Source organism: Pannonibacter anstelovis (assembly GCF_036881715.1).
GTDB lineage: Bacteria > Pseudomonadota > Alphaproteobacteria > Rhizobiales > Stappiaceae > Pannonibacter > Pannonibacter anstelovis.
The window spans coordinates 1-25,563 of sequence record NZ_JBAKBF010000017.1; the positions used below are offsets into that span (position 1 = coordinate 1).

A 25,563-nucleotide genomic window follows, 5' to 3' on the forward strand; every position below is an offset into this window, starting at 1 on the left:
CTCCTCACAATCCTCAATGCCATGCTCCGGGAGAACGCCACATTCAGACATCAATGAAACAGTTGCCGGCTCGCGCTCCGCTTGGCCGGGGTGACGCCTGAGTGAGGTTGAAGGGCGGGGCAAAACCAAAAGCAGGCGTCAGTGTCGGCCGGGGGAGAGGCCGCAAGTTTGCCGGCAGTCTGAAGGCGGCTCTACGGCCCTGCCGGAATCGCGATTTCCCGTTCGGCAATGGCGCTGATGCCTTCTCCGGCCTTTGCAAAGCCGCGTTCCTGCATTGTGCAGCGCCAGATTCCATCTTCCCGTGCGATGCTGAAGAGATTATAGCGCGCCCCGGGCTTGCTGCCGCCGGGTGCGTGGCTGGCCGAGGGGACTCCGATGACCGGAACGGGGCCGTGCGGGCCTTCGATGCTGGTCAGGCTGTCGATGTGGGTGTGACCGTGCAGCACAAGCTCTGCCCCGCTGCGCTTGACGGCAGCGCGCAGGCGTGAGGCGTCCTCGAGCCGCTTGTGCCAGCGTGTGGCTCCCTTGAACGGCGGATGATGGATCATCACCACCCGGAACAGGCCTTCTTGGCCGGTTGCCTCCAGCATGTCCTGCAGCCGCCGTGTCTGCGGCACGCCGATGCGTCCCGTGGCAAGGCCCGGCGCGCTGGCGCGGGCGGTTGAGACGCCGATGAGGGCCAGCTGCCCGCGGCGGCGCAGATAGGGGAAGTGCGCCTTGATGCTGTTGCGGCTGTCCGGCTCTGCCGGATGGTCACCGGTCATGTAGGGGCGCCAGGCCTTGAAAGCGGACCTCAGCGCGCCGGGCACATAGGCGTCGTGATTGCCTGGCACCAGAGACATCAGATCCGGCGGCGCCACCGCATCCAGCCAGACCTTTGCTGCTTCGATTTCGAGGGGGAGGGCGATGTTCACGAGATCGCCGGTCAGGGCAATGTGGTCTGGTACTTCCGCCAGCATATCCTCGATGAGGGCGGCCAGATAATCCCCGCCCATGGCCTTGTTCCGGTTCCGCCGCCAGTTCACATAGCCAAGGATGCGCTTGGACAGGAGTTGCAGCAGTTCAGGCTCCGGCAACGGGCCGAGGTGCGGGTCGGAAAGATGGGCAAGGCGGAACATGCCTTTCCTTCCCCCGTGTGCCTGGACCCGTCAAGCAAAAAGCGCCCCGATGGGGGCGCTTTCGGCAAGTTTGCGTCTGGTCTGCGCTGTGTCCGGGCTGTTCAAAGGGCCCGCCGCGCAGCGTCCAGATTGCCAGTGTCAGTTGGCCGCGAAAGTGGTCAGAGCGGCGCGGATGCGCGGGTTGCTCATGTCAACTGCGGGCTTCCATGCGAAGCGGCGGTTGCGAGTGCGGCGCGCGAACAGGGCGGTAAACATGTGTGTCTCGTCTGGTTTTCCGATGGGAGCCTCGCACAGACATTGCGCAAGTTGCTGCCTATTTCTTCATCGGAATGATGTGAATATAGCCACTCTTCGCAGGTGCACAACTCATGGAAGTGGCGGGCTGCCCTGCGTTTCCTGCATGACAGGTGAACAGGTTTTTACCGCGTTTTCCGGGAAGGGCTTGCCCTGACCACAATGTTCAGCATACTGCCGCGCATGTACAAGGTTCTGCGTATTTTGCCGCCGGCTCTGCTGCGCCGCATCATTCATTCCGCCAATCTTTTCCGCAGTGCTCATACGCTCGGCGTCCGCGTGGTCATTCGCGATGCGAATGGCTATGTGCTGCTGGTCAAGCACACCTACATGTCCGGCTGGTACCTGCCGGGCGGGAGCGTGGATGTTGGGGAAACCCTGCAACAGGCGGCCGTGCGGGAGGTCTTCGAGGAGACCGGGATTGTGGCTCAGGCTGAACCCCACCTGCTCGGTATCTATCACAACCGCGAGGGCTCCAGCCGTGATCATGTGGCCCTGTTCGAGATTCCCGAATGGCAGCCCGGCATGACATCGCCGGTTCCCAACAAGGAAATCCAGGAGGCCCGCTTCTTTTCTCCCGATGCGCTGCCGTTGGATGTGACCGGGGCGACGCAGCGGCGGGTGGACGAAATTTCCGGTCGGTTGCATCCCAGCGCCTACTGGTGAGCGCACTGCGTCCGGCAACCCTTGCAAAAACTGCTGGACCAGCCGGCCAGCTTCATGATACTCGCGATTCATTCCGGCAGCAGTTGTGCCGGACACGGGACGACTCACGATGATTTCGAGCCACGAACAGCGACGACGACGGAGCGCACGGGACTTTATCCCGATCGCACGCGTGCGTCTTGTTTCTGGCTGCTGACCGGTTCGTCCATTGGCATCTTCAGGGCAGGGCGCAAGAACGCCAGACCATAATGCCGAGATGCCAACTGCCATGAAGACCGATACCTGGTTCATTCGTCTTGAGGCGCCCTCTGACGAGGCCGCTGTTGAAGCCCTGCAAGCTGAAGCCTTTGGCCCGGGCCGTTTTGCCCGTACAGCCTTCCGTATCCGCGAGGGCGTGCCCCACTCTGCTGAACTGAGCTATGTCGGCACTGCCGGTGGCTCCATTGCGGGTTCCGTCCGTTTGACGCCGATCCGCATTGGCGAAACGCCTGCCATGCTGCTGGGGCCGCTGACTGTTGCGCCGGAGTTCAAGAACCGTGGCCTCGGCAAACTGCTGATGCGTACGGCGCTGGACGAGGCCCGGCGGCTTGGCGAAACGGCGGTGCTGCTGGTCGGTGATCCTCCCTATTATGGCCCGCTTGGCTTTGCGCCTGTGCCCTTCGGACAGATTACCCTGCCAGGACCGGTGGACCCGGCACGCCTTCTGGTGGCCTGCCTGACAGACGCCCCCATGCCTTCCGGCGCGGTTCGCGGCGGCCGGTAAGCCATGCCCCGGTTAGAGGGGGCATTTCATCTTGAAAAACAGACAGCGCGCGCGGACCTTACGCTGCGGCTGGGTGAATAGAGGGGTTCGGATCATGATGGGATCTGACGGTGTTGCAGCTTTTGAGCCGCAGGCAGAGGCGAGCCTCGATAGTCTGCTCGAAGAAGACGGTCTGCTGGAAGACGTGACGGCGGTTGCGATCAAGCGCACGCTGGCGCTCCAGCTTCTGCATGCAATGAAGACGCAGAAGATTACAAAGTCGGAGATGGCGCGGCGGATGCGCACCAGTGCCTCGCAGCTGGAGCGTATCCTTGATCCGTCGAATGACCGGGTGCAGCTCGACACCCTGTTGAAGGCCGCCTCTGCCGTTGGCCGCAAGCTGAGCTTCAGTCTGACTTAAGCCCCCTTACCGGCCTTCACGGTACCAGGCGAGCGACAGGGCGCCGAGGAGAAGGGCGAGACCGGCGAGGCCGTTGAAAACGGGGTAGCGGTCGATGCCCTTCAGCACGCTTGCCTGAGAAGTCTTCAGTCCCATCCAGCCACTGCCGGAGAAGCCATCCGCCCGGTTCATGGGCACGATACGGGGCGGGTTTACCTCGCCGCCTGCATCCGCCAGCCTTACCGCAGCGCCGCCTGTCTGGGAGGCGAGGGGGCCGAGCTTTGATGTGGTGGAGATAACGTCGGCAAACTCGCGCGGGTTCTGCGGACCCACGTGTATCAGCGCCGTGCGCTCGCCGTCCGTCACGGTATAGAGGCCAAGCTCCGTGACGCGCAGGCCTGCCGTCCACAAGCCCGGCTCTTCCTCGGAAAGCTCAAGCTGGCGCTGGGTTCCGGAAGGGGGCGTGAGCGTGACCGGGGCTGCCGTTTCACCCAGAGTCTGACGTTCAATCCGCAGCAACGGGCCGCGCAGGGAGAGGCGCAGAGCTTCTTCCTCAAGGTCGGGCTCCTTCATCAGCCAGTGGCCGAGGCGCCGCAGCAACGGCACATAGGGGCCGCCACCTTCATAGCCGCGCGCCCAAAGCCAGACGTGATCGGACAGCAGCGTTGCCACGCGGCCTTCACCCTGACGGCTGAGGACCAGAAGCGGCAGGTCGCTGGGGCCTGTCATCAGCTGTTCTCCCGCATCGACTTCTGCTTCTACGGCACGGAACCAGCGGCTCCACTGCGGCGGCTCGGAGCTGGCGCCGGGCAGGCCGCGGGTCACGGGGTGGCGGCTGCCGAGTTCTGACACCTCCGGATAGAACGGGCCTTCAATGACATTGCCTGTGGGTCTTGCTGGCAGAACCGGGGCCATGGGCGTGCGGTAGATGGTTGAAGCTTCCGCATAATCCGGGCCGCCCGCAATCAGCAGCGCACCGCCAGCCTGCACGTAACGGGCGATGTTGTCGAAATAGAGCATCGGCAGCACGCCACGGTTCACATAGCGGTCGAAGATGATCAGGTCGAACTCGTCGATCTTCTCGGAAAACAGCTCGCGCACGGGGAAGGCGATCAGCGACAGTTCGTTGACCGGCGTGCCATCCTGCTTTTCCGGCGGGCGCAGGATGGTGAAATGGACGAGATCCACCGACGCATCGGATTTCAGGAGATTGCGCCAGGTGCGCTCGCCCGCGTGCGGGGAGCCGGAGACCAGCAGCACCCGCAGGTTCTCGCGGATGCCATCCACCGTCACCACAAGGCGGTTGTTTATGGGCGTAAGTTCGCCGGGAAGCGCATCCGTCTCGAATTCGAAGATGTTCTGCCCGCCATGGGCGATCTGCACGGCAATGTCCGCAGGCTGGCCGGGCTGCACCCGTTGTTCGGTGATGGGCTGGCCGTCCCGGCGCACGCGGATGGTCACCGGCTGGCCGCTGCCTGCCAGCGTGCCCATGTCGCGTACCTCAACCCGGACAGTCTGCTCGGAGCCGACGAGGCCGAAACGCGGGGCACGGACCAGCGCCAGCCTCCGGTCGCCTTCGTCCGGGCGTCCGGTCACCAGCGCATGCAGCGGGGCCTTGAAGCCAAGGGCATCTGCGGTGGCGGGAATGTCATGAACCTGACCGTCAGTCACCATGATGGCGCCGGCCACCCGGTCGGGCGGCACATCGGAAAGCCCGCCGGAGAGTGCATTGAACAGCGCTGTGCCGTCATCCTGCGTGCTGGGGTTCACCTCGATGCGGCGCACCTCGAAGCCGGGCAGGGCGGCAAGGCGGTCTTCCAGCGCCTTTGCAGCGTCATCCGTCACAGTGGCGCGGCTTTCCAGTGACTGGCTCTGGCTCTTGTCCACCACCAGTGCCACGACGCTTGAAAGCGGCTCCCGGTCTTCCCGGTCCAGCGCCGGATTGGTGAGAGCGGCGAGCGCCAGCGCCAGCGCCAACGCCCGCAGCCATGTGCCGCGCACGCGCATCAAAAGGCCTGCCACCAGGAAGCCCAGCACCAGCACGGCAGCGCCGCCCAGCACCGGCCAGGGCAGGAAGGGCGCAAAGGAGAGGGACCAGTTCATCGCCGCGTTCCCCTCATTGTCCCAGCCGTTCCAGCAGCGCGGGAACGTGCACCTGATCGGCCTTGTAGTTGCCGGTCAGGCTGTACATGACGATATTGACCCCGGCGCGGAAGGCATATTCGCGCTGCAGCGGATCATCGGGCACCGTGGGGTAAAGATAGGTACCGTTGGCATCCACCGCCCAGGCTGCGGCCATGTCGTTGCCGGTGATGAGGATAGGCGACACGCCATCGCCGGCCCGCACTGGCCGGCCATCATCCGCCGGACCGTCTTCGCTCGCCTCCACCCATAGCGGGCTTGTGGCATAGCGGCCGGGGAAACTCTCCAGCAGGAAGAAGGTCTTGGTCAGCACATGGTCGAAGGGCACGGGTTCCAGCGGCGGCACGTCGAGGCCATCGAGGATCTCGCGCAGCTTGGCGGTGGCAGGCGTCGTACCGAAACCGCTCGCGGAGCTGACCAGATTGTCGCGCGTGTCGAACAGGATGCTGCCGCCATTGCGCATGAAGCTGTCGATCCGGGCCATCGTGCGGTCATCAGGCTTTGCCGCTGAAGGATCAACCGGCCAGTAGAGCAGGGCATAGAAGGCCAGCTCGTCCTTCGAAATGTCCACGGCCATGGGTGTCCCGGGTTCCAGAGCAGTGCGATCGGCGAGATAGCGCGACAGACCTTCCAGACCGGCAGCGGATGCCGCATCAATCTCTGCATTGCCGGTCACCACATAGGCGAGCCGTGTTTCCAGCGTTGCTTCCAGCGCCTTTACATCGTCAGCGCTTTCCTGCGCCCCGGCCGGAGACGGCTGTGCCACAAGTGAAAGGGCGAGGGCGGGAACCAGCAGCAGGGCGCCTGCTGTGCGCACCATCCGGCGAAGACGCAGGCGGCTGATCAGTCCTGCGAGCAGCAGCACGATCAGGGCATCCAGCGCCATCAGCCCAAAGGCGGAGAGGAACAGCGGCGCTCTCAGGTCCGCCGGCTCACTGTCCGCATAGGGGCGAAGGTCCGCGTTGGGGGAGAGGGACATGTCGAGCGGCACAAGCTTGGCCCCCTGATCCAGAAGGTTGAGCGCCCGGAAGCCGTCGTCTGCCCCATAAAGGCCCGGCGGCGCCGCGCGGCTGGCCTTCGTCCGGGCAAAATCAGCTACGGCAATGGGGGAGACATCAGCACGCGGGCTGGAGAGAACGCCATAGCCATCCAGCAGGCGCAGCGGCGGCAGAACGTTGCGCACGGCGGTGTCGGTCTCAAGCACGGCGCTGGTGCCGGTTTCTTCCGTCTCTGCAGATGGCGCCGCGGCCGCCGGATTGGACAGGGCTACAATCCGGCGCAGCATCTCCACATAGACGCCGGAGAGCGGCAGGTTGGACCAGCCGGTGTCTGCGGTGACGTGGAACAGCACGATGGCGCCGGTGCCGCGCGATTGTGCGGTAACGAGCGGCGTGCCGTCGCTGAGCATGGCCCAGCTGTGGTCCGGCAGATCGGCGGTGGGCTCTGCCAGCACCTGCCGCGTCACTTCCACCTCTTCAGGGATGGTCAGTCCTGCAAAGGGCGACTGCTGCGGGAAAGGTGCCAGCTTCTGCGGCTGCTCCCAGGAGAGGCTTCCCCCCAGCGTGCGGTCCCCGGCGCGCAGGCGCACCGGCAGCAGGTCATCCGTGCCGCCCGCCGTTCTGGGCCCGGCAAAGCGCACCAGCAACCCGCCGCCATCCACCCAGCGGCCAAGCTCGGCGGCGGCATTGTCTGGCAGACGCCCGACATCGGCAAGCATCACCACCGAAACGCCCTCGGCCAGCAGTTCCGGAATGGCTTCGCTAAGGTCTGCCGTGCGCGGGGTCTTCAGATCGGCAAAAGGCGCAAGTGCGCGCTGCAGATAATAGAGCGGCGAGAGCAGCGGCTGCGCCTGGTCTGCGCTTGCGCCGGAAATGAGCGCAACCGTGCGCCGCCTCCAGCTGTCATCCAGCAGCTTTACAGCGCCCGAGGCGCGTTCGCCGGAGACTTCCAGCCGGGCAATATCGTTGCGCAGTTCGCTTGGCAGGTAAAAGGAGGCGGTTGCCTCCGTGGCGCCATCCGCAAAGACGGCATCTGCCTCGCCGATCGTCAGGCCGCGCAGGTCTGCCGCGCGGACGCGAACGGTCACAGGGCCTTCGCCGGGCTTGCGGATCACGGTCACAGTCAGTGCGTCGGCATTGCTGGTGAGGGCAGCAAGGCCCATCGGTGTGCGAAGGCCGGCGTAAACTGTCAGCGGTTTGCTGCCCAGCATCTGTCCGAAGTCCCGCTGGAAGGTGCCCGGAGCATCATCTTCCAGCCCGTCGGAAATCCAGGCCGCCTGTTCTACCGGCGTTTCCTGCAAGGCCTTGCGCAGGGCGGTGATCAGTTCGGCGCGTTGATGTGCGTAGGCGCGTGGCTCAAGTGCGCGCAGCCTTTCTCCCGCAGCTGCTGCGGTGGATGCATTGAGTGGCTGATTAGGTCCTTCGGCTGTTGCCAGCAGTATGACGGGAGTGCCGGTTTCTGTTGCTGTGTCCAGGATCTGCTGGGCCGTTGCCACCTGCCGGTCCCAGTCCTTGGCGGAGGTCCAGCCATTGTCGATGACGAGCAGCAGCGGCCCGCCCTCAAGCGTCAGCTGTTCCGTGGGCCGCCATACGGGACCGGCGAGGGCTACGATGAGCAGGGCTGCAAGCAAGAGGCGCAGGGCTGTCAGCCACCAGGGGCTTTTCTGCGGGGTTTCCTCGTGTTTCTCGATTTCCAGCAAGAGCCGGGTGGGCGGAAAGGTGACCTCGCGCGGGCGCGGCGGGGTGAGCCGCAGCAGCCACCAGATCACCGGCAGCAGAGCAAGGGCGGAGAGGATCAGCGGGGAGGCGAAGCCGATGGGCAGGCCGAACATGGATCACAGCCCTCCCATGCCGGACGTTATGCCGCCCGGCTGACCGGACAGGCGGCCATGCAGCGCCAGCAGCGGCTCGGTGGCAGGTCTGTCGGTGTGGTGCAGAATGTGGCTCCACCCGGCGCGCCCGGCAATCTCGCGCAGCTGCGCCTTGCGGGCGGCAAGCCGTGCCTGATAGGCCTCGCGCCAGCCTTCCGCACGGCCTGTGGTCAGCCGCAGCCCGCCTTCGGGATCGCGGAACTCCACCCTTCCGTCGAAGGGAAAGCTCTCCTCGATGGGATCGAGGATCTGCACCAGATGCCCGCGCGCACCAGTCGAGGCGACGCGCCCGACCCAATCGGTAACGGCGGCTATGGGATCGAGAAAATCGGCGATCAGCACCACATCCGAGAACCGGCGGACGGACGTTGTATCCGGCAGGGCATCGGTGCGGGTGGCATGGGCTAGGGCTGCAGCAAGCCTTTCCGGTGCATCGCGGCTAGTGATAGGGCGGGTCAGGCCCGGCAGGCCGACACGTTCTCCACTGCCGGACAGCATGCTGGCCAGCGCCAGCATCAGCACCAGCGCCCGGTCACGCTTCACGACGGGGGCCAGCTTCGAGCCAAAATTCATGGAAGGTGACAGATCGGCCCAGAGCCAGATGGTGTGGGCCGCCTCCCATTCGCGCTCGCGCACATAAAGATGCTCGTCACGGGCAGAGCGCCGCCAGTCGATGCGGCGCGCAGGCTCACCCATGGAAAAGGGGCGGAATTGCCAAAAGGTTTCGCCGGGTCCGGCACGGCGGCGGCCATGCCAGCCGGTGGCAACCGTATTGCCCACCTGCCGCGCTTCCACCAGCAGCTCCGGCAAGGCTTCGGCCACCGTGCGGGCGGAGGCGAGCATGCCCGGCCCCAGCCCGCTGGTCTGTGTTGTGTCTGCTGCCGGTGCCGTGCTGGTGCCTGCCATTCAGGTCCTCCCGGCTCAGCCGATACGGGTCTTGAGGCGGGAAATCACCTCGCGCACGGTGTGGCCATCGGCGCGGGCGGCAAAAGTCAGCGCCATGCGGTGCTGCAGCACCGGCTCGGCCAGTGCCAGAACATCGTCGATGGAAGGCGCAAGGCGGCCCTCGATCAGGGCGCGGGCGCGCACGGTCAGCATCAGGGCCTGGCTGGCGCGGGGGCCGGGGCCCCAGGCGATCAGCCGGGACAGCTCGTCGCCTTCACCCTGTTCTGCCGGGCGGGCGGAGCGGACCAGCTTCAGGATGGCATCGACCACGCTTTCGCCCACGGGCATCTGGCGCACGAGCGCCTGCAGGGCGATCAGCTCTTCCCCGTTCAGCACGGCTGTGGGCTTGGCCTCGGCAGAACCGGTCGTCTCCAGCAGGATGCGGCGCTCGGCTTCCAGCGTCGGGTAATGCACGTCGATCTGCATCAGGAACCGGTCCAGCTGGGCTTCCGGAAGGGGATAGGTGCCCTCCTGCTCCAGCGGGTTCTGGGTGGCGAGTACGTGGAAGGGGCGCGGCAGATCATGCGGCTGGCCGGCCACCGTCACGTGATATTCCTGCATGGCCTGCAGCAGGGCAGACTGGGTGCGCGGGCTGGCGCGGTTGATTTCGTCGGCCATCAGAAGCTGGGCGAAGACCGGACCGGGAATAAAGCGGAAGCCGCGCGTGCCATCTGCAGCCTGCTCCATCACTTCCGCACCGAGAATGTCGGAAGGCATCAGGTCCGGCGTGAACTGGATACGCCGGGCATTGAGGCCGAGCACCGTGCCCAGTGTTTCCACCAGCTTTGTCTTGGCAAGGCCGGGGACACCGACCAGCAGCCCGTGGCCGCCGGCGAGAATCGTAACCAGAGCCCGGTCAACCACGGCTTCCTGGCCAAAGATCACCCGGGCCACATCGGCACGTGCCGCACCAATGCGGGCGACGGCCCTTTCGGCCTGCTCAACAATGTTGACGGAGCTGGCAGGGGGCGTGGTGATTGCGCTCATGGAAACCTCTTCAAGGCGTTGTCCGTGTCCTTGCCCGGCGGGAAAGGAGCAGCGTTCCGTCTTTCATACTCCGGCCATCCTTGCGGCGGCCTGATGCGGCAGGCAGATCGCTGCTGCATTCTTTCACTCTGACAGTTTATCCGGGTTGGTATAAGCCTTTTTTCCGTGCGCCGGGTTGTGCACAGGCCTACGATGCTCCAGATCAATGTGGATCACACAGTGTCCCGGTGGCGGAACCATGGCAGAAACAGCAAGGCGGACAGGGCGGCCCGACTGATGACAGACGAAACCCGGCTTTCCACTTCTTCAGGTTCGGCCCGGCCCGCTGATGCCCTTGCGGCGCTGATTTCCCGTGCGGGCGGCGGTGATGGAAAAAGGCCGCCGGTAGAGCGCTGGAATCCGCCATTTTGCGGCGATATCGACATGGCCGTCCACGAAGACGGCTCCTGGTCCTATATGGGCTCTCCTATCGGACGCGAGGCGCTGGTCAAGCTGTTTGCTTCGGTGCTGCGCAGGGATGAGGACGGGTGTCACTATCTTGTGACCCCTGTGGAAAAGGTTCGTATCCGCGTCGCAGATGCGCCGTTCCTCGCTGTCGAAATGCACAGCCTCGGACAAGGCGACTCACGAAAGCTCACGTTCCGGTCAAATGTTGGCGATGTGGTGGTTGCGGGGGCAGAAAATCCGCTGCGTTTCCGGCTGGATGAAGAAAACGATGGTCTTGTGCCCTATGTTCTTGTGCGAGGGCGGCTGGAAGCACGGCTGACACGTCCGCTGCTCTATGATCTGGCTGAGCTGATCGAGGAAAAGGAAGGGGTGCAGGGCGTGTGGAGTAGCGGCGCGTTTTTCCCGCTGCCGGAGGGGGCATTGGGCGAGACGGTAGGGGGAGGCGCTGATCGGTCATGAGCGTGATGGACGTAATCGGGTCCCGGACAGGGCGGATGCCTGGCGCGGCAGATGACCTGTTTTCATTCGAAGGCTTCCGCTCCCGCGCGCTGCGGCGCTTGCCTTTTGCCGCTGAACGGGACACGGGCGACCATATTCTCAATCCGGACCTTGGGCCTTATGCCAAATGGACGGGCGATCCGCGCGAGGCGGCGGTGCTGATACCTGTCCTTGCCAAGCCATTGCTGCAGGGGCTTGAGCCGGGCGAGGCATCGGTGCTTTTCACGCTGCGCACGCCGCATCTCACGGCCCATGGCGGGCAGATTGCCTTTCCCGGCGGCAAGATCGACCCTGAAGACGGCAGCCCGGAGGCCGCCGCCCTGCGTGAGGCGCAGGAGGAAATCGGGCTGGACCCATCGGCCGTTGAGCCCTTCGCCCGGCTGTCGCCCTATCTGACTGGGTCCGGCTACCGGATCACGCCGGTCGTGGGTCTTGTGCATGAACTGCCGCCACTGACGGCCAATCCGGGCGAAGTGGCGGATATCTTCGATGTGCCGCTCGGATTTCTGATGCGGCCGGAAAACCATCAGCGCCAGAGCCGTGAATGGCAAGGCCGCCCGCGCTACTTCTATGCCATGCCTTATGAGACCCGGTATATCTGGGGTGTCACGGCCGGCATCGTGCGCTCGCTTTATGAAACGGTCTATGCCTGATGCTGCGTGTGACACTGACACAGATTGGAATTTTCCTGCTGCCTTTCGCGGCTTATGCCTTGTGGCTTTGGTTTTCAAAGAAGGCTGAAAAGTCTGAAGCCTGGAGCCGGGGGCACATTTTCTGGCTGTTCATTACGGGCGGCGGGCTCGTGATCGTGAGCTTCATCGTGATGGCAAGCTATGACGACAAGCACGAGGGGCAGACTTACCGGCCTGCGGAATTCCGTAATGGTGTTCTGACGCCTGGCCGTTATGAATAGGCCCTGCAACGGGAACGCCGAGAGCGACTGACATCATGACCTTGCCCCGCAAGCTTCCGGACACTGCCATGTCATGGCTGCGCGGTGCCGCCATCCAGCGCGTCTTCGAGGCGCTGCAAACGGATGGCGGCGAGGTGCGGGCTGTGGGCGGAGCGGTGCGCAATGCCCTGCTGGGGGAGCCGATCCGTGACGTGGACATGTGCACCACGGCGCTGCCGCAGCAGGTAATGGAGCGCGCGGAAGCCGCCGGGCTGAAGGCTGTCCCCACCGGCATAGACCATGGCACGGTGACGGTGATCAGTTCCGGGGAGCCTTTTGAGGTGACCACCCTGCGCGAGGATGTGGAGACCTTCGGACGTCACGCGGTGGTGCGCTTCGGACGCGACTGGGCGCATGACGCAGCCCGGCGCGACTTTACCATGAATGCACTTTATTGCAGCGCTGACGGTACGATCCATGATCCGCTCGGCGGGCTGGAGGATTGCCTCGCACGCCGGGTGCGGTTCATTGGCCGGGCGGAAGACCGCATCCGCGAGGACTACCTGCGCATTCTGCGCTTCTTCCGCTTTCACGCCACCTATGGCGCAGGCCCGACGGATGACGAGGGGCTGTTGGCTTCCGTACGTTTGCGGGACGGGCTCTCACAGCTTTCGGCGGAGCGGATCGGCGCGGAGATGAAGAAGATCCTCGCTGTCAAAACCTGCCCGCCGGTGATCGCCGTCATGGAAGGCACGGGCATCCTGCCGCTGCTGACGGGCGGGGTGGCCCGCCTTGCCAGCCTCGCCGCGCTGAAGTCTCTCAGTGATGAACTGCCGGAAGCTGGCTCGCCCATCCTGGCACTTGCCTGCCTCACCGGTTTCGCCGGCGAAGACGCCGGGCGCATCGCCCGCCGCTGGCGCCTGTCCAATCAGGAGCGGGATACGATGTTCCGCGCCATCGAAGGGTCGGTTGCCTTGTTGCTGGCGTCAAGGCCAGCTGCGGTGCTGAAGGCGCAGATGATGGCCTGGGGGCGTGAGACGGCGTGCGACGCCCTTGTTCTCGCCCATGCCCGCGCCCGTTCCGCAGGCCGCGGTGAAACGGGTTTCGCGGGCCTGCATGAGCTGGCTCGAAGCTGGGACATTCCGGTGTTTCCGGTAACAGGGCATGACCTTATCACCGCTGGGGTGCCGAAGGGGCCGGCGCTGGGCTCTGCGATGGAACGCCTGCGCAGCCTCTGGGCCGCCTCGGATTACCGGGCAGCCCGCGAGGAGCTTCTTGCTGCTCTTTCGGGAGAATGAGGCCTCAGGGCCACTTCACCACGGGCGGCATTGAGGACAGGATCGAGGCCACGTTGCCGCCAGTCTTGAGGCCAAAGATCGTGCCGCGGTCGTAGAGCAGATTGTACTCTACATAGCGCCCGCGCCGGATCAGCTGTTCTTCGCGCTCAGCCTCTGACCAGGATTTTTCGAAGTTGGCACGCACCAGCTTTGGGTAGATGCCAAGGAAGGCAAGGCCGACGTCCTTGGTGAAGGCAAAATCCGCGTCCCAGTCGCCGGAGTTCAGATAGTCGTAGAAAATGCCGCCAATGCCGCGCGGCTCGTTGCGGTGCTTGAGGAAGAAATACTCGTCGCACCAGTCCTTGTAGCGCGGATAATCCGCATTCTTGTGCGGTGCGCAGGCTTCTTCCATGGCCTTGTGGAAGGCGATGGAATCCGGGTCCGTCTGGGTGCGGCGGGCATCGAGGACCGGCGTCAGATCGGCGCCGCCGCCGAACCACTGGCGCGTTGTCACCACCATACGAGTGTTCATGTGCACCGCCGGAACATGCGGGTTCTGCGGGTGGGCGATGAGGCTGATGCCTGATGCCCAGAACCGCGGGTCTTCCGAAGCTCCGGGGATCTGGCCCCGGAATTCGGGCGAGAATTCGCCGTGCACGGTGGAGACATGCACGCCCACCTTCTCGAATACGCGGCCATGCATCATCGACATGACGCCGCCTCCGCCCTTTGCGCCGGAGCTGTCGGTTCGCTCCCAAGGAGTGCGGACAAACCGGCCGGCCGGCTGATCCGCCAGGGGGCCGCCCTTGGCGCCGATCTCGTCCTCCAGATCCTCGAAAGCTTGGCAGATCCGGTCCCGCAGGCTGGCAAACCATTCCGGGGCAACCGTCTTCTTGGTTTCGATACCGGCGGGCACGGGGCCGCCGCGTGTTGGCTCGGCTGCCTTGGTCATGGGCGCTCCTTCGTCATCTCTGGTGCTGCCGCTCCGTCATTCGGGGAGAGCAGCTTGTTTGGGTTCTTCTTATCAAGCCCCTGCCGCGATTTGCAAAGCGGTGATCTGTCCTGCCGGAGGTCAACGGGATGGGGTTGGAAAGGTTCCGGTCTGGCGCAGCGCCTCGCCCAGAACCATGGCTGCCGAAACGGCCACATTCAGCGAGCGCATGCCCGCGGCCATTGGGATGGTGATGCGCGCATCTGCGCCATCGTGCACGGCATCAGGCACGCCAGCGCTTTCGCGGCCCAGCAGCAGCATGTCGTCCGGCCGGAAGGCAAAGTCCGTGTAGGGCAGGGTGCTCTTGGTTGTCAGCAGAACCAGCCGCCGCCCGGCAGCCTTGCGCGCTTCCTCGAAAGCGGCCCAATCGAGGTGGCGGATGAGGGCGGCCCGCTCCAGATAATCCATTCCGGCGCGCTTGAGCGCACTGTCGGACAGGGGAAATCCGGCCGGCTCGATCAGGTGCACGCGCACATCAAGGCAGGCAGCCATGCGGATCATGGTGCCGGTGTTCTGCGGGATGTCCGGCTGGTAAAGGGCAAGATCAGGCATGGCCACGCAGTGCCCGGTTTTCTGCTGTTTGTCCAGCGTCTGAAGCGTATCTCTTGATGCCTGCGGCAAGTCATTTCAGCATTTTAGGCCCCTTGCGGCTGGCCATTCCCGGTGCGGGTGCTAAAACCCTGCAAGGGGCCCCTCGAAACCGGACCAATCCTTTGAACAGAATCTTGCGCAGCCTTGAAGGCTGGATCGACCCCTTCGTTTCTGCGCCTGCCGGAAAGCTGCCCGTCACTGCTGGCGGCTATCTTTGGTTCCTCGTGCGCCAGTCGCCCTGGCCCTTCGTGGCCATGCTGCTGCTGGGCGGGGCGACAGCTCTGGTGGAAGCAGGGCTCTACAGTTTCATCGGCATCATCGTTGATCTGCTGCAGACCACGCCGAAGGACGAACTCTTCACGCAGAACTGGCAGCTTTTTGCCGGCATGGCTGCCGTTGTGCTCGTGCTGCGCACGGTGCTGGCCTTCTTCACCGCAGGCGTTGAAGAGCAGACCGTTGTGCCCGGCTTTTATGCCCGCGTGCGCTGGCAAGCGCATCAGCGGATCATGGAGCAGAGCATCGCCTTCTTTCACGATGAATTCTCGGGCCGCATTTCATCCAAGGTCTGGCAGGCAGGGCAGGCGGCGGGCGAGTTCATGGTCACGCTGCTGCAGGTGGTCTGGTACATCGCGGTCTATGCTCTGGCCACACTGCTGCTGCTGGGCGAACTGAACTGGCGCCTGGGCGCAGTCATTCTGGTCTGGCTGGCTGCCTTCTCGCTCATTGCCCGCTACTACGTGCCGCGGATCCGCAACAGCTCCAAGGCGTCGGCACATGCCGCCTCCGGTGCGACGGGCAGGCTGGTCGACACCTACAGCAATATACAGACAGTGAAGCTCTTCAGTTCGCGGGAGAGCGAGCAGGCTAGCGCGCGTGCGATTTTCGAGGGCTATCTTACGGTTCTGAAGCGCTTTACGCGCAATCTGACCGAAGTGCGCTCGCTGATGTCGCTGCTGAGCAGTGTCATGATGGTGAGTATCGGCTGGTTTTCACTGGTGCTTTGGCAGAGCGGTATTCTGACGGCCGGCAATGTGGCTGTGTCATTGGGCCTTGCCTTGCGGCTCAATCTGCTGCTGGGGCGGATGCTGGGCCAGCTTAACTCCCTGTTCCGCTATTTCGGAACGCTTCAGGACAGCGTGGAGATGCTGACGCGGCCAATTGCGGTGACGGATCAGCCGGGTGCCCCGGCGCTTATGGTCAGCACGGGCGCGATCGTTTTCGACAAGGTCAGCTTTCATTATGGCAAGCGCGGGGGTGTCATCGATGATCTGAGCCTTACCGTGAAGGGCGGCGAGAAGATCGGCATCGTTGGTCCCTCAGGGGCGGGCAAGTCGACGCTGGCCAGCCTGCTGCTGCGCTTTCATGACGTGGAGAGCGGCCGCATCCTGGTGGACGGCCAGGACATCCGGCAAGTGACGCAGGCCTCGCTCAGGGCGCAGATCGGCATGGTTGCACAGGACACCTCGCTTCTGCACCGCTCTATCCGCGAAAACATCGCCTATGGCCGTCAGGATGCCAGCATGGCGATGCTGGAGGACGCTGCGCGGCAGGCGCATGCGCTGGACTTCATTCAGAGCCTGAAAGACAGCAAGGGCCGCTCCGGTTTCGAGGCACAGGTGGGCGAGCGTGGCGTGAAGCTGTCCGGCGGCCAGCGCCAGCGTATTGCCATTGCACGCGTGCTTCTGAAGAATGCGCCTATTCTGGTGCTCGACGAGGCGACCTCTGCTCTGGATTCCGAGATTGAAGCGGCCATTCAGGACAATCTGATCCCGCTGATGCAGGGCAAGACGGTGCTGGCCATCGCCCACCGCCTGTCCACCATCGCGGCCATGGACCGGCTGATCGTCATGGATGGGGGAAAAATCGTCGAGGAGGGCACCCATGACGCGCTGCTGGCGCGCGGCGGGCTCTATGCGGATCTGTGGGAGCGCCAGTCTGGCGGGTTCCTGCCTGCGGGGGAAATGCTGGCCGCCGGGGAGGAGTGACGTCCGTCTTGCGTGATCCGGCAGACGTGAAGCCACGTAAGATCTCCCAGAAGGGGGACCTCCGTATGGGCCAGATTATCACCGCCTACCTTGCGACTGCTGCCGTGTTTCTCGCGATTGATGCGGTCTGGCTTGGCAAAGTGGCAACGCGCTTCTATTTCGACCGTATCGGGCATCTGATGATGGACAAGCCCAATCTTGGTGCGGCAGCGATTTTCTATCTTCTTTATGTCGGTGGTCTGGTTTTCTTTGCTGTACTCCCTGCGTTGAAGTCTGAAAGCATCTGGACCGCAGTGATCTGTGGAGCGGTCCTAGGTTTTATTGCGTATGCAACCTACGACATGACCAACTATGCGACCCTGAGGGACTGGCCGATCGAGGTGGTTTTGGTAGACATTGCCTGGGGTACAGTCCTCAGTGCCGTGTCGGCTGCCGGAGGATATGCCATCGCGCATAAGCTGTTGTCCTGAGCGATTTATCTGATTGCGTGAAGAAAATCTTTACGCTCGCTCCCTAGTACTATTCCCCATGGTATCGGACCGAAGAACGTTTCTTCAGACCATCGGGAATGGACATGCACGATAATGTAGGTACGGGCATCCGCCTTTCGATCCTTGGCCGCTTTCTTGTCCTGGTTGTATCTTCGGCCCTGATCATGGTGGCCGGAACGGGATATGCGTTCTATGTCTTCCGCGAGGCGTTGACGTCCGCTCTGGGTGATCCGTCGCAGGCGCAGGCCTTTCTTGGCCCGCAAGCCTCCACGCTGCTTGATGGCCTGATTATCGATCAGATGCTGCAGATCGTTCTTGTCTGTTCGCCCATCGGCATCGCCTTCCTTGGGCTGGCCGTTGTGCTGGCCCTGGGCGTTGCCCGGCCCCTCAACCGGCTGCAGGATGGTCTTGATCTTCTGTCCGAAGGCCAGCTGGATGTCAGCATTGCGGGCGCCCACAGGACCGATGAAATCGGTGCCATTGCGCGCTCTGTTGTCCAGTTCCGTGAAAAACTCGCTGCCCGCGCCAAGGAGGAAGTTGAACTCCAGGCGGCCCAGCAGGCACAGATCGAGCAGGAGCGCCGGGAGCTGATGCGCGATGTTGCGAGCGACTTCGAGCGCTCGGTCATCAGCGTGGTCGAGGCTCTGACAAGCACGGCGAATGCAGTTGGCGGCAATGCCATGGACCTGCGTCAGGCAGTCGGCAACTCATCCCGTGCCGTAGATGAAGTCTCCACTGCGACAGCAGAGGCCGGACAGTCGGTTCGCGTCATGTCCCAGTCTGCCGAAGAACTGGCAGTTTCTATCTCGACCATCGGCAACGATGTGGAGAGCGCTTCCCAGATCGCCAGCGCTGCTGTTCTGGAAGCGCGCCAGACCGATGAAATCGTCGGACGCCTGTCCGAGACAGGGCGCCAGATCGGCGAAGTCGTTGAACTGATCAGCCAGATTGCCAACCAGACGAACCTGCTCGCCCTGAATGCCACCATTGAAGCTGCCCGTGCGGGTGAAGCGGGCCGTGGCTTTGCGGTGGTGGCAAATGAAGTAAAGGCGCTGGCCGGACAGACCACCAAGGCAACGGAAGAGATCACCGCGCAGGTGGCCTCGGTGCAGTTCGTCGCTGAGCAGGCCGTGGGTGCGATCCGCTCCATCACCGCGACCATCGAGCAGATCAGCCAGATCTCTGAGGCCGTTCATGGCTCGGTCCAGAGCCAGATGCAGGCGACCGGCGAGATTTCCCGCTCGGTTCATGTTGCCAATGCCAGCACCGAACGCGTGGGGGGCAACATGAACCGTCTTGCAGAGGCAATGCAGGCCAGCACCTCGGCCACGGATGAAATGCACCGGGCTGCGGGTGAACTGACGAAGCTCTCCAGCAGCCTGCAGACGCAGGTGAGCCAGTTCCTCACCAGCATCCGCGCTGCCTGAAACACGCAGTTTATGGGACGATGACACGCGGCGGATCGACTCCGCCGCGTTTTTTGTCTTCTGGCACATGAGGCATGCATGAAGACCTGTTCGGGGCCGCACGTCTGACTTCCATCAAGGCCAGGTTGCATTGTTGCCGCATGGCAACAGGCAGGCGTTAATCCACGCCCCAGCTGCGCTTGGGCCTTGCGATTTCAGGCAAAGAGTTTAGGAACGTGAAGCGCGTTCTGCCGCGCTGTCTTTGCCGTCAACCGAGCTAACAGAGGAGGGGTGTTCATGACCAATATGTCACGTGTCCATATGACCGTAGCCCTTGCTCTCGTGGGCCCGTTTCCCATCTCCTGCCGCCCGGCAGCCTGAGACGGCGTTTCAAACATTCCAGCTGAATAGCGACTGGCTTCAAGCATAACCGGAACTCTCCGGTGCTGCGCGCCGTTCATTTGCGCGTTCCGCCAGCCGTGCCTCATCAGTCCGATTCCGCCTGGAGCAGAACCATGTCTGTTCGTTATCCTTTGGATCCTTTCGATCTGCCTTATCCGCCGGACCTGCCGCGTCCGGATGACTTTGCGGCGCCTTCGCCGCGTCTGGCGCTGCCGTGGCGCCGGCGCCTTGCCCTTGGCGGGGTAGCGCTTGCCATGTTTTCCGCAGCAACGGCAGGAGCTGCCGTGCTGATCTTCCTGCCGGTTCTTCTTGCTGACCTGTGGTCGCTGGAAGCCGTCCGGATCGGCAACGCGGTTCAGAGTGCTACCCAGTACCGCACGCATCTGATTGAGCTGTTCCTGGGCACGCTGGTGCTTGCAGGTGCGCTGGTCAGCTTCGTCTTTTCGCTGGCCTTCGGTGGCCGCCGTCCCTATTGGCAGCGCCTTGAACCCAGGCGGCTGCGCGGTTCTGCCCGGTCTGCGGGTGAGAGCCGTAACTCTCTGGAGTTGAGAAATGTTTTCCAGATTTGAACGTCTGATAGATCCCTTTGCGGACTATAAGCTGGACGTGCCGCCGAAGGGGTTTGCGGCCTTCTGCTGGTACTACACGAAGCCCCTTTGGCCGCTGCTGGCCGGTGTCGGCGTGCTGGGTGCGATGATCGCGATCTTTCAGGTCGCGGTCTTCGCCTTCCTGGGCGATCTGGTCAACTGGCTGGGCGAGGCCAACCGGGCGACGTTCTGGACCGACAACTGGGTGAAGCTCTCGCTGATGGCCGGTGTCATCCTGCTGTGCCTGCCGTTGACGCAGGCCTTCTGGGAGCTGCTGTTTCATCAGGGCGTGATCGGCACATATCCCATGTCCGTGCGCTGGCGCGTCCACCGCTATCTGCTGCGGCAGAGCATGACTTTCTACCACAACGACTTTGCCGGCCGCATCGCCAACAAGATGATGCAGACAGCGCTGGCGGTGCGTGAAGTCGTGACCCGGATCGTCGATATGATGGTTTACGTGCTGGTCTATCTGACCAGCGCATTGATCGTCATTGGTGATGCCAACCTCTATCTGGCCATTCCGCTGGTGGTCTGGACATTCGCCTACATCGGCGTGCTGCGTATCTTCATTCCCCGCCTCAAGGCGATCTCACAGGAGCAGGCGGACGCCCGTTCGGTGATGACCGGCCATGTGGTGGATGCCTACACCAACATTGCCACGGTCAAGCTCTTTTCCCACGCAAAACGTGAGGAAGAATATGCCCGCAACTCGATGATGGGCTTCATGAAGACAGTGTTCGGCCAGATGCGCTACGTGACGCTGCTCAACATTTCGCTGAACACGCTGAATACGCTGCTTCTGTTCTCTACGGCCGGGCTGTCCATTGTGCTGTGGCAGCATGAGGTGGTCACTACCGGCGATGTGGCTGTAGCGGTGTCGCTTGTCCTGCGCATTCAGGGCATGTCCCAATGGATTCTGTGGGAAGTGGCGGGCCTGTTCGAAAACGTCGGCACGGTGCAGGACGGCATTGGCACAATCGCGCGTGAGCGGGAAGTGCAGGACGCGCCGGATGCAGCGCCTCTTACGGTCACCAGAGGTGAGATCGTCTTCGACAAGGCCTCCTTCCACTATGGAAAGGTCAAGGGTGTCATCGACGCGCTGGATCTGACGATCCGCCCGGGCGAAAAGATCGGGCTCATCGGCCGCTCCGGTGCGGGTAAGTCCACCCTCGTGAACCTTCTGCTGCGGTTCTATGACCTTGAGAGCGGTTCGATCCGTATCGACGGGCAGGATATCGCCCGTGTCCGCCAGGATGATCTGCGCGCGCATATCGGTGTCGTTACGCAGGATACATCGCTGCTGCACCGGTCCATCTATGAGAACGTTGCCTACGGCAAGCCGGAGGCATCTGAAGCGGAGGTGATCGAGGCCTTGCGCAAGGCCCACGCCCTCGAGTTCGTTCAGGGACTTGAGGACAGGGACGGGCGCAGCGGCCTTCAGGCTCAGGTGGGTGAGCGCGGCGTGAAGCTGTCCGGCGGGCAGCGCCAGCGGATTGCCATCGCCCGGGTTCTGTTGAAAAATGCTCCTATCCTGCTGCTGGACGAGGCCACATCGGCACTCGACAGCGAGGTTGAGGCAGCGATTCAGGACAGCCTCTTCGATCTGATGGAAGGCAAGACGGTGATTGCCATCGCGCACCGCCTGTCAACCATCGCGGCCATGGACCGGCTCATCGTCATGGACAAGGGCCGAATCATCGAAGAGGGGCGTCACGAGGAGCTGCTGACCCGGGGTGGCCTCTATGCACAGCTGTGGTCGCATCAGTCTGGCGGATTCTTGCAGTCAGCTGCAGAAGTTTGATCCAGATCAAACGATCCGGCTTTCAATTAGGGCCTTTTCAGGGCATCAAAAAGGTGATGACGGCATCCCAAGCGGTGCGACATTTAGCGTTCTGGCCGAAGGTCATCTGGACAATACGGCAGAACGGTGCAAAAAGACCACCGCTTGGTGTGGTGCGGGCGATTGCCGCACCCGTTTGCCGTTAATGCCCGCGCCGGGCAGCCGACCGTTCCGGAGGGGAGGGCGAGGCTGTCTGCCTGTGGGCATTCGGTATACGTTAAACAGGTTTCGAGAGGACGCGACCTTGGCTCATACGGATTCGGCGGAACCTACCCGCCGTGATTTCCTCTATCTTGCGACCGGCGCCATGGGCGTTGTGGGCGCGGGCGCTGTCGCCTGGCCCTTCATCGACCAGATGAACCCGGACGCTTCGGCTCTTGCTCTGGCCTCCATCGAGGTGGATGTCTCCGCCGTCGAGGTGGGGCAATCGATCACCGTGAAGTGGCGCGGCAAGCCGGTCTTCATCCGTCAGCGTACGGAAAAGGAGATCGAAGAGGCCAAGGCTGTGCCCCTTTCCGAACTGCCGGATAAACTGGCGCGTAACCTCAACCTGTCCGATTCCGCCGATGCCTCCGACGCGAACCGCGCCGCCGAGGGGAAGGAAGCCTGGCTCGTCATGGTTGGCATCTGCACCCATCTGGGCTGCGTCCCGCTGGGCAATGCGGGCGACTTCGATGGCTGGTTCTGCCCGTGCCATGGTTCGCACTATGACACCGCAGGGCGTATCCGCCGGGGGCCTGCTCCGGAGAACCTCCTCGTACCGCCATTTGCGTTTGTTGAAGACGCCAAGATCAAGATCGGTTGACCGGTAGACCCCAGGAGACAGCCATGGCTGGACATTCCAATTACGTTCCGCAGAGCGCGGCGGCGAAGTGGCTCGAGAGCCGTCTGCCGGTCATCTCGCTTGTTCGCGGCTCTTTCGTCGATTTCCCGACCCCGAAGAACCTCAATTACTGGTGGACCTTCGGCGGCATTCTCTTCTTCATGCTGATCTCGCAGATCATCACCGGCATCGTGCTGGTGATGCACTACACCCCCAGCACCACGGCAGCCTTCTACAGCGTCGAGCACATCATGCGTGATGTGAACTTCGGATGGCTGATCCGCTACCTGCATTCCAACGGCGCGTCGATGTTCTTCATCGCCGTCTACATCCACATCTTCCGCGGCCTCTACTACGGCTCCTACAAGGCTCCGCGTGAAATCTCGTGGATCCTGGGTGTGATCATCTTCCTCATCATGATGGGCACCGCCTTCATGGGCTACGTGCTGCCGTGGGGCCAGATGTCCTTCTGGGGCGCCACCGTGATCACCAACCTGTTCTCGGCGATCCCGATGGTGGGTGAGGCGATCCGCACCTGGCTGTGGGGCGGCTTTGCCGTCGACAACCCGACGCTGAACCGCTTCTTCTCGCTGCACTATCTGCTGCCGTTCATGATCTTCGGCGTTGTCATCCTGCACGTGTGGGCCTTCCACACCACGGGTAACAACAACCCGACGGGCGTGCAGCCGAAGTCCGGTCAGGACACGGTGCCGTTCCATCCGTACTACACGGTCAAGGACGCCTTCGCGATCGTCGTGTTCATGATCTTCTTCTCGTGGTTCGTGTTCTATGTGCCGAACTACATGGGGCACCCCGACAACTACATCGAAGCGAACCCGCTGGTCACGCCCGCGCACATCGTTCCGGAATGGTACTTCCTGCCGTTCTACGCGATCCTGCGCGCCGTGCCGGACAAGCTCGGTGGCGTGGTGGCCATGTTCGGCGCCATTGCAGTTCTGTTCGTCCTGCCCTGGCTCGACACGTCCAAGGTCCGCTCGGGTGTTTACCGCCCGCTGTTCAAGCAGTTCTTCTGGATCTTCGCGATCAACGCGGTGGCGCTCGGCTACCTCGGTGCGATGCCGGCTGAAGGTGTGTACGTGATCCTGTCGCGTATCTGCACCGTCTACTACTTCGCCCACTTCCTGGTGATCCTGCCGCTGCTGGGCTTCCTGGAAAAGCCGCTGCCGCTGCCTGCCTCGATCTCCGAAGCGGTTCTTGGTGCCGGCAAGCCGGCTGCTGCAGTTGCAGCGCCCCAGACGAAGTGACGGAAAGGGTCAGGAGTTTTTGAAATGAGCACCATGATCAAGACCGTCCGCGCCCTTGGCGTATCGCTGGCCGCGACCCTCGCGGTTGCCGTTGCCTCGCCCGCTTTCGCAGCGGGTGAAGGGCCCCACATCCCGCGTGAGCAGTGGTCCTTCGCAGGTCCTTTCGGTACCTTCGACAAGGCACAGCTGCAGCGCGGCTTCAAGGTCTACCGCGAGGTTTGCGCCTCGTGCCACGGCCTTAAGCTCGTGTCCTTCCGCAACCTTGCCCAGCCCGGCGGCCCCGGCTTCACGGAAGAGCAGGCCAAGGCTATTGCTGCGGAATACACGGTTCAGGACGGCCCGAATGACGACGGCGACATGTTCGAGCGTCCCGCCATTCTGGCTGACAAGTTCCCCTCGCCGTTCCCGAACGAGCAGGCAGCGCGCGCGTCGAACGGTGGTGCCTATCCGCCGGACTTCTCGCTGATTGCCAAGGCCCGTGCAGCCCATCGCGGCTTCCCGTGGTTCATCTTCGATGCCTTCACCCAGTATAACGAGCAGGGGCCGGACTATATCCATGCCCTCCTGACCAGTTATGACGAGGAAGTGCCGGCAGGTGTGAACATTCCGGAAGGTCAGCACTATAACCCGGCGTTCCTCAGCGGGTCCGCTATCGGTATGGCTCAGCCGATCTCTGACGAGCAGGTGGAGTATACTGATGGCACGCCGATGACGGTGGATCAGTACGCCCGCGACGTGTCTGCCTTCCTGATGTGGGCTGCCGAGCCGCACCTTGAAGAACGCAAGAAGATGGGCTTCCGGGTCATCATCTTCCTCATCGTCTTCGCTTCGCTGCTTTACTTTACCAAGAAGAAGCTGTGGCGGAACGTCGAGCACTGATACAAGCACTCGGCCAATTGGTCTGAGTTCTGAGAAGGGCCGCCCCAATGGGCGGCCCTTTGGTTTTGGTGGAGGTGCTACCGGGTTTGACAAGCGCCGGCAAACCGGACCTAATCACACCAACTCTGATTGGGGGCGTTGATGGCTGAGGCGGTTCTGGGCGTGATTGGCGGATCGGGGATCTATGATCTGCCCGGCCTTGAGGGAGCGGAATGGATCGGGGTTGAAAGCCCTTGGGGCGATCCATCCGATGCGGTCCGGATCGGGCACATTGACGGGCTCAAGGTGGTGTTCCTGCCGCGTCATGGCAGGGGACACGTGCACTCGCCGTCGCAGATCAATTACCGAGCCAACATTGATGTCATGAAGCGCTGCGGTGTGACGGATCTCATCTCCGTTTCCGCTTGCGGGTCGCTGAAGGAAGAGCTGGCCCCGGGCACATTCGTGCTGGTGGAGCAGTTCATCGACCGGACTTTCGCGCGGGAGAAGAGCTTCTTTGGCACGGGCTGCGTCGCGCATGTGTCCATGGCCTATCCGGTCAGCCCACGGCTGGTTGATCATGTTGAAGCGGCAGCACGGGCTGAAGACCTCAAGTACCGGCGTGGCGGCACATATCTCGCCATGGAGGGGCCGCAGTTCTCGTCGCTCGCAGAGAGCCATCTCTACCGTTCCTGGGGCTGCGATGTGATCGGCATGACCAACATGCCGGAAGCCAAGCTCGCCCGCGAGGCGGAGCTCTGCTACGCGACGGTTGCGATGGTCACCGACTATGACAGCTGGCACCCGGACCATGGCGAGGTGGATATTCAGCAGATCATCAAGGTGCTGCATGACAATGCCCACCATGCCCAGCAGCTGGTGGCGCGTCTGGCCCGTGATCTGCCGCGCGAGCATGAGACTTGTCCCATCGGCTCCGACCGTGCGCTTGATTATGCGATCATGACGGCTCCGGACAAGCGCGACCCCGCCCTGCTGGCAAAGCTGGATGCCGTGGCGGGCCGGGTGCTTTTCGACAAGGACTGA

At 63.0% G+C, this 25,563-nt stretch carries 23 protein-coding genes; 16 read left to right on the forward strand and 7 right to left on the reverse strand.

All coding sequences use genetic code 11. The features are described 5' to 3' along the window. Positions 1-191: 191 nt before the first annotated feature. Entirely contained in the window at positions 192-1,118 is a 927-nt protein-coding gene (locus V6L75_RS19505; RefSeq protein ID WP_334253148.1) for a metallophosphoesterase family protein, read from the reverse strand. A 477-nt stretch (positions 1,119-1,595) separates the two neighbouring features. On the opposite strand from V6L75_RS19505, the gene V6L75_RS19510 reads away from it, so the two are divergent. The 3 genes from V6L75_RS19510 (at position 1,596) to V6L75_RS19520 (ending at position 3,241) form a co-directional block, all read left to right on the forward strand. Continuing rightward, positions 1,596-2,078, forward strand: a complete 483-nt coding sequence (locus V6L75_RS19510) for an NUDIX domain-containing protein (RefSeq protein WP_334253149.1) — start codon at positions 1,596-1,598, stop codon at positions 2,076-2,078. Between the two features lie 268 nt (positions 2,079-2,346). Continuing rightward, on the forward strand, positions 2,347-2,841 hold the full coding sequence (locus tag V6L75_RS19515) for a GNAT family N-acetyltransferase (protein WP_334253150.1): 495 nt from the start codon (positions 2,347-2,349) through the stop codon (positions 2,839-2,841). Between the two features lie 94 nt (positions 2,842-2,935). Next, positions 2,936-3,241, forward strand: coding sequence for a helix-turn-helix domain-containing protein (locus V6L75_RS19520; RefSeq protein WP_334253151.1), 306 nt, complete (start codon positions 2,936-2,938; stop codon positions 3,239-3,241). Between the two features lie 6 nt (positions 3,242-3,247). On the opposite strand, the gene V6L75_RS19525 is transcribed toward V6L75_RS19520, so the two are convergent. The 4 genes from V6L75_RS19525 to V6L75_RS19540 all read right to left on the reverse strand — a co-directional run bounded on the left by V6L75_RS19525 (position 3,248) and on the right by V6L75_RS19540 (position 10,163). Then, positions 3,248-5,323, reverse strand: a complete 2,076-nt coding sequence (locus V6L75_RS19525; protein WP_334253152.1) for a hypothetical protein — start codon at positions 5,321-5,323, stop codon at positions 3,248-3,250. A gap of 13 nt (positions 5,324-5,336) precedes the next feature. Beyond that, positions 5,337-8,192 (reverse strand): DUF4159 domain-containing protein, encoded by a 2,856-nt coding sequence (locus V6L75_RS19530; protein ID WP_334253153.1) that lies wholly within the window; start codon positions 8,190-8,192, stop codon positions 5,337-5,339. A gap of 3 nt (positions 8,193-8,195) precedes the next feature. Next, the gene (locus tag V6L75_RS19535; protein ID WP_334253211.1) at positions 8,196-9,074 is read right to left on the reverse strand and encodes a DUF58 domain-containing protein; all 879 of its coding nucleotides are present in this window, start codon (positions 9,072-9,074) and stop codon (positions 8,196-8,198) included. A gap of 78 nt (positions 9,075-9,152) precedes the next feature. Continuing rightward, on the reverse strand, positions 9,153-10,163 hold the full coding sequence (locus V6L75_RS19540; RefSeq protein ID WP_334253154.1) for an AAA family ATPase: 1,011 nt from the start codon (positions 10,161-10,163) through the stop codon (positions 9,153-9,155). A gap of 276 nt (positions 10,164-10,439) precedes the next feature. On the opposite strand from V6L75_RS19540, the gene V6L75_RS19545 reads away from it, so the two are divergent. From V6L75_RS19545 to V6L75_RS19560, 4 genes are read left to right on the forward strand one after another with little or no spacing between them, the layout of a single operon-like run. Then, the gene (locus V6L75_RS19545; protein WP_334253155.1) at positions 10,440-11,069 is read left to right on the forward strand and encodes a DUF1285 domain-containing protein; all 630 of its coding nucleotides are present in this window, start codon (positions 10,440-10,442) and stop codon (positions 11,067-11,069) included. A 5-nt stretch (positions 11,070-11,074) separates the two neighbouring features. After that, complete coding sequence (locus V6L75_RS19550) at positions 11,075-11,761, forward strand: CoA pyrophosphatase (RefSeq protein WP_334253212.1); 687 nt, start codon at positions 11,075-11,077, stop codon at positions 11,759-11,761. Next, positions 11,761-12,021 (forward strand): DUF6111 family protein, encoded by a 261-nt coding sequence (locus tag V6L75_RS19555; RefSeq protein WP_334253156.1) that lies wholly within the window; start codon positions 11,761-11,763, stop codon positions 12,019-12,021. The genes V6L75_RS19550 and V6L75_RS19555 overlap by 1 nt, the downstream gene beginning before the upstream one ends. Positions 12,022-12,056: 35 nt before the next feature. Then, on the forward strand, positions 12,057-13,298 hold the full coding sequence (locus V6L75_RS19560; protein WP_334253157.1) for a CCA tRNA nucleotidyltransferase: 1,242 nt from the start codon (positions 12,057-12,059) through the stop codon (positions 13,296-13,298). Between the two features lie 4 nt (positions 13,299-13,302). Here the strand turns inward: V6L75_RS19560 and hemF are convergent, their stop codons facing one another. Both hemF and V6L75_RS19570 read right to left on the reverse strand, forming a co-directional pair. Continuing rightward, positions 13,303-14,229, reverse strand: coding sequence for an oxygen-dependent coproporphyrinogen oxidase (gene hemF / locus V6L75_RS19565; protein ID WP_334253158.1), 927 nt, complete (start codon positions 14,227-14,229; stop codon positions 13,303-13,305). 120 nt (positions 14,230-14,349) lie between these two features. Continuing rightward, positions 14,350-14,820: a tRNA (cytidine(34)-2'-O)-methyltransferase gene (locus V6L75_RS19570; protein ID WP_334253159.1), complete on the reverse strand. Its 471-nt coding sequence runs from the start codon at positions 14,818-14,820 to the stop codon at positions 14,350-14,352. 56 nt (positions 14,821-14,876) lie between these two features. Here V6L75_RS19570 and V6L75_RS19575 point away from each other — a divergent pair, with 56 nt between their 5' ends. From V6L75_RS19575 to V6L75_RS19615, 9 genes are all read left to right on the forward strand, one after another. Next, on the forward strand, positions 14,877-16,844 hold the full coding sequence (locus V6L75_RS19575; RefSeq protein WP_425498810.1) for an ABC transporter ATP-binding protein: 1,968 nt from the start codon (positions 14,877-14,879) through the stop codon (positions 16,842-16,844). 65 nt (positions 16,845-16,909) lie between these two features. Then, on the forward strand, positions 16,910-17,314 hold the full coding sequence (locus V6L75_RS19580) for a DUF2177 family protein (RefSeq protein ID WP_334253160.1): 405 nt from the start codon (positions 16,910-16,912) through the stop codon (positions 17,312-17,314). A gap of 104 nt (positions 17,315-17,418) precedes the next feature. Beyond that, complete coding sequence (locus V6L75_RS19585; RefSeq protein WP_334253161.1) at positions 17,419-18,762, forward strand: methyl-accepting chemotaxis protein; 1,344 nt, start codon at positions 17,419-17,421, stop codon at positions 18,760-18,762. A gap of 494 nt (positions 18,763-19,256) precedes the next feature. Then, a complete protein-coding gene (locus V6L75_RS19590; protein WP_334253162.1) occupies positions 19,257-19,712 on the forward strand; it encodes a hypothetical protein in 456 nt (151 codons plus the stop codon). Continuing rightward, complete coding sequence (locus V6L75_RS19595) at positions 19,696-21,534, forward strand: ABC transporter ATP-binding protein (RefSeq protein ID WP_334253163.1); 1,839 nt, start codon at positions 19,696-19,698, stop codon at positions 21,532-21,534. The genes V6L75_RS19590 and V6L75_RS19595 overlap by 17 nt, the downstream gene beginning before the upstream one ends. A gap of 283 nt (positions 21,535-21,817) precedes the next feature. Further along, positions 21,818-22,378: a ubiquinol-cytochrome c reductase iron-sulfur subunit gene (gene petA / locus V6L75_RS19600; protein WP_334253164.1), complete on the forward strand. Its 561-nt coding sequence runs from the start codon at positions 21,818-21,820 to the stop codon at positions 22,376-22,378. Between the two features lie 23 nt (positions 22,379-22,401). Then, the gene (locus V6L75_RS19605; RefSeq protein WP_334253165.1) at positions 22,402-23,661 is read left to right on the forward strand and encodes a cytochrome b; all 1,260 of its coding nucleotides are present in this window, start codon (positions 22,402-22,404) and stop codon (positions 23,659-23,661) included. Positions 23,662-23,685: 24 nt separating this feature from the next. Next, positions 23,686-24,540 (forward strand): cytochrome c1, encoded by an 855-nt coding sequence (locus V6L75_RS19610; RefSeq protein WP_334253166.1) that lies wholly within the window; start codon positions 23,686-23,688, stop codon positions 24,538-24,540. A gap of 141 nt (positions 24,541-24,681) precedes the next feature. Further along, a complete protein-coding gene (locus V6L75_RS19615; RefSeq protein ID WP_334253167.1) occupies positions 24,682-25,563 on the forward strand; it encodes an S-methyl-5'-thioadenosine phosphorylase in 882 nt (293 codons plus the stop codon).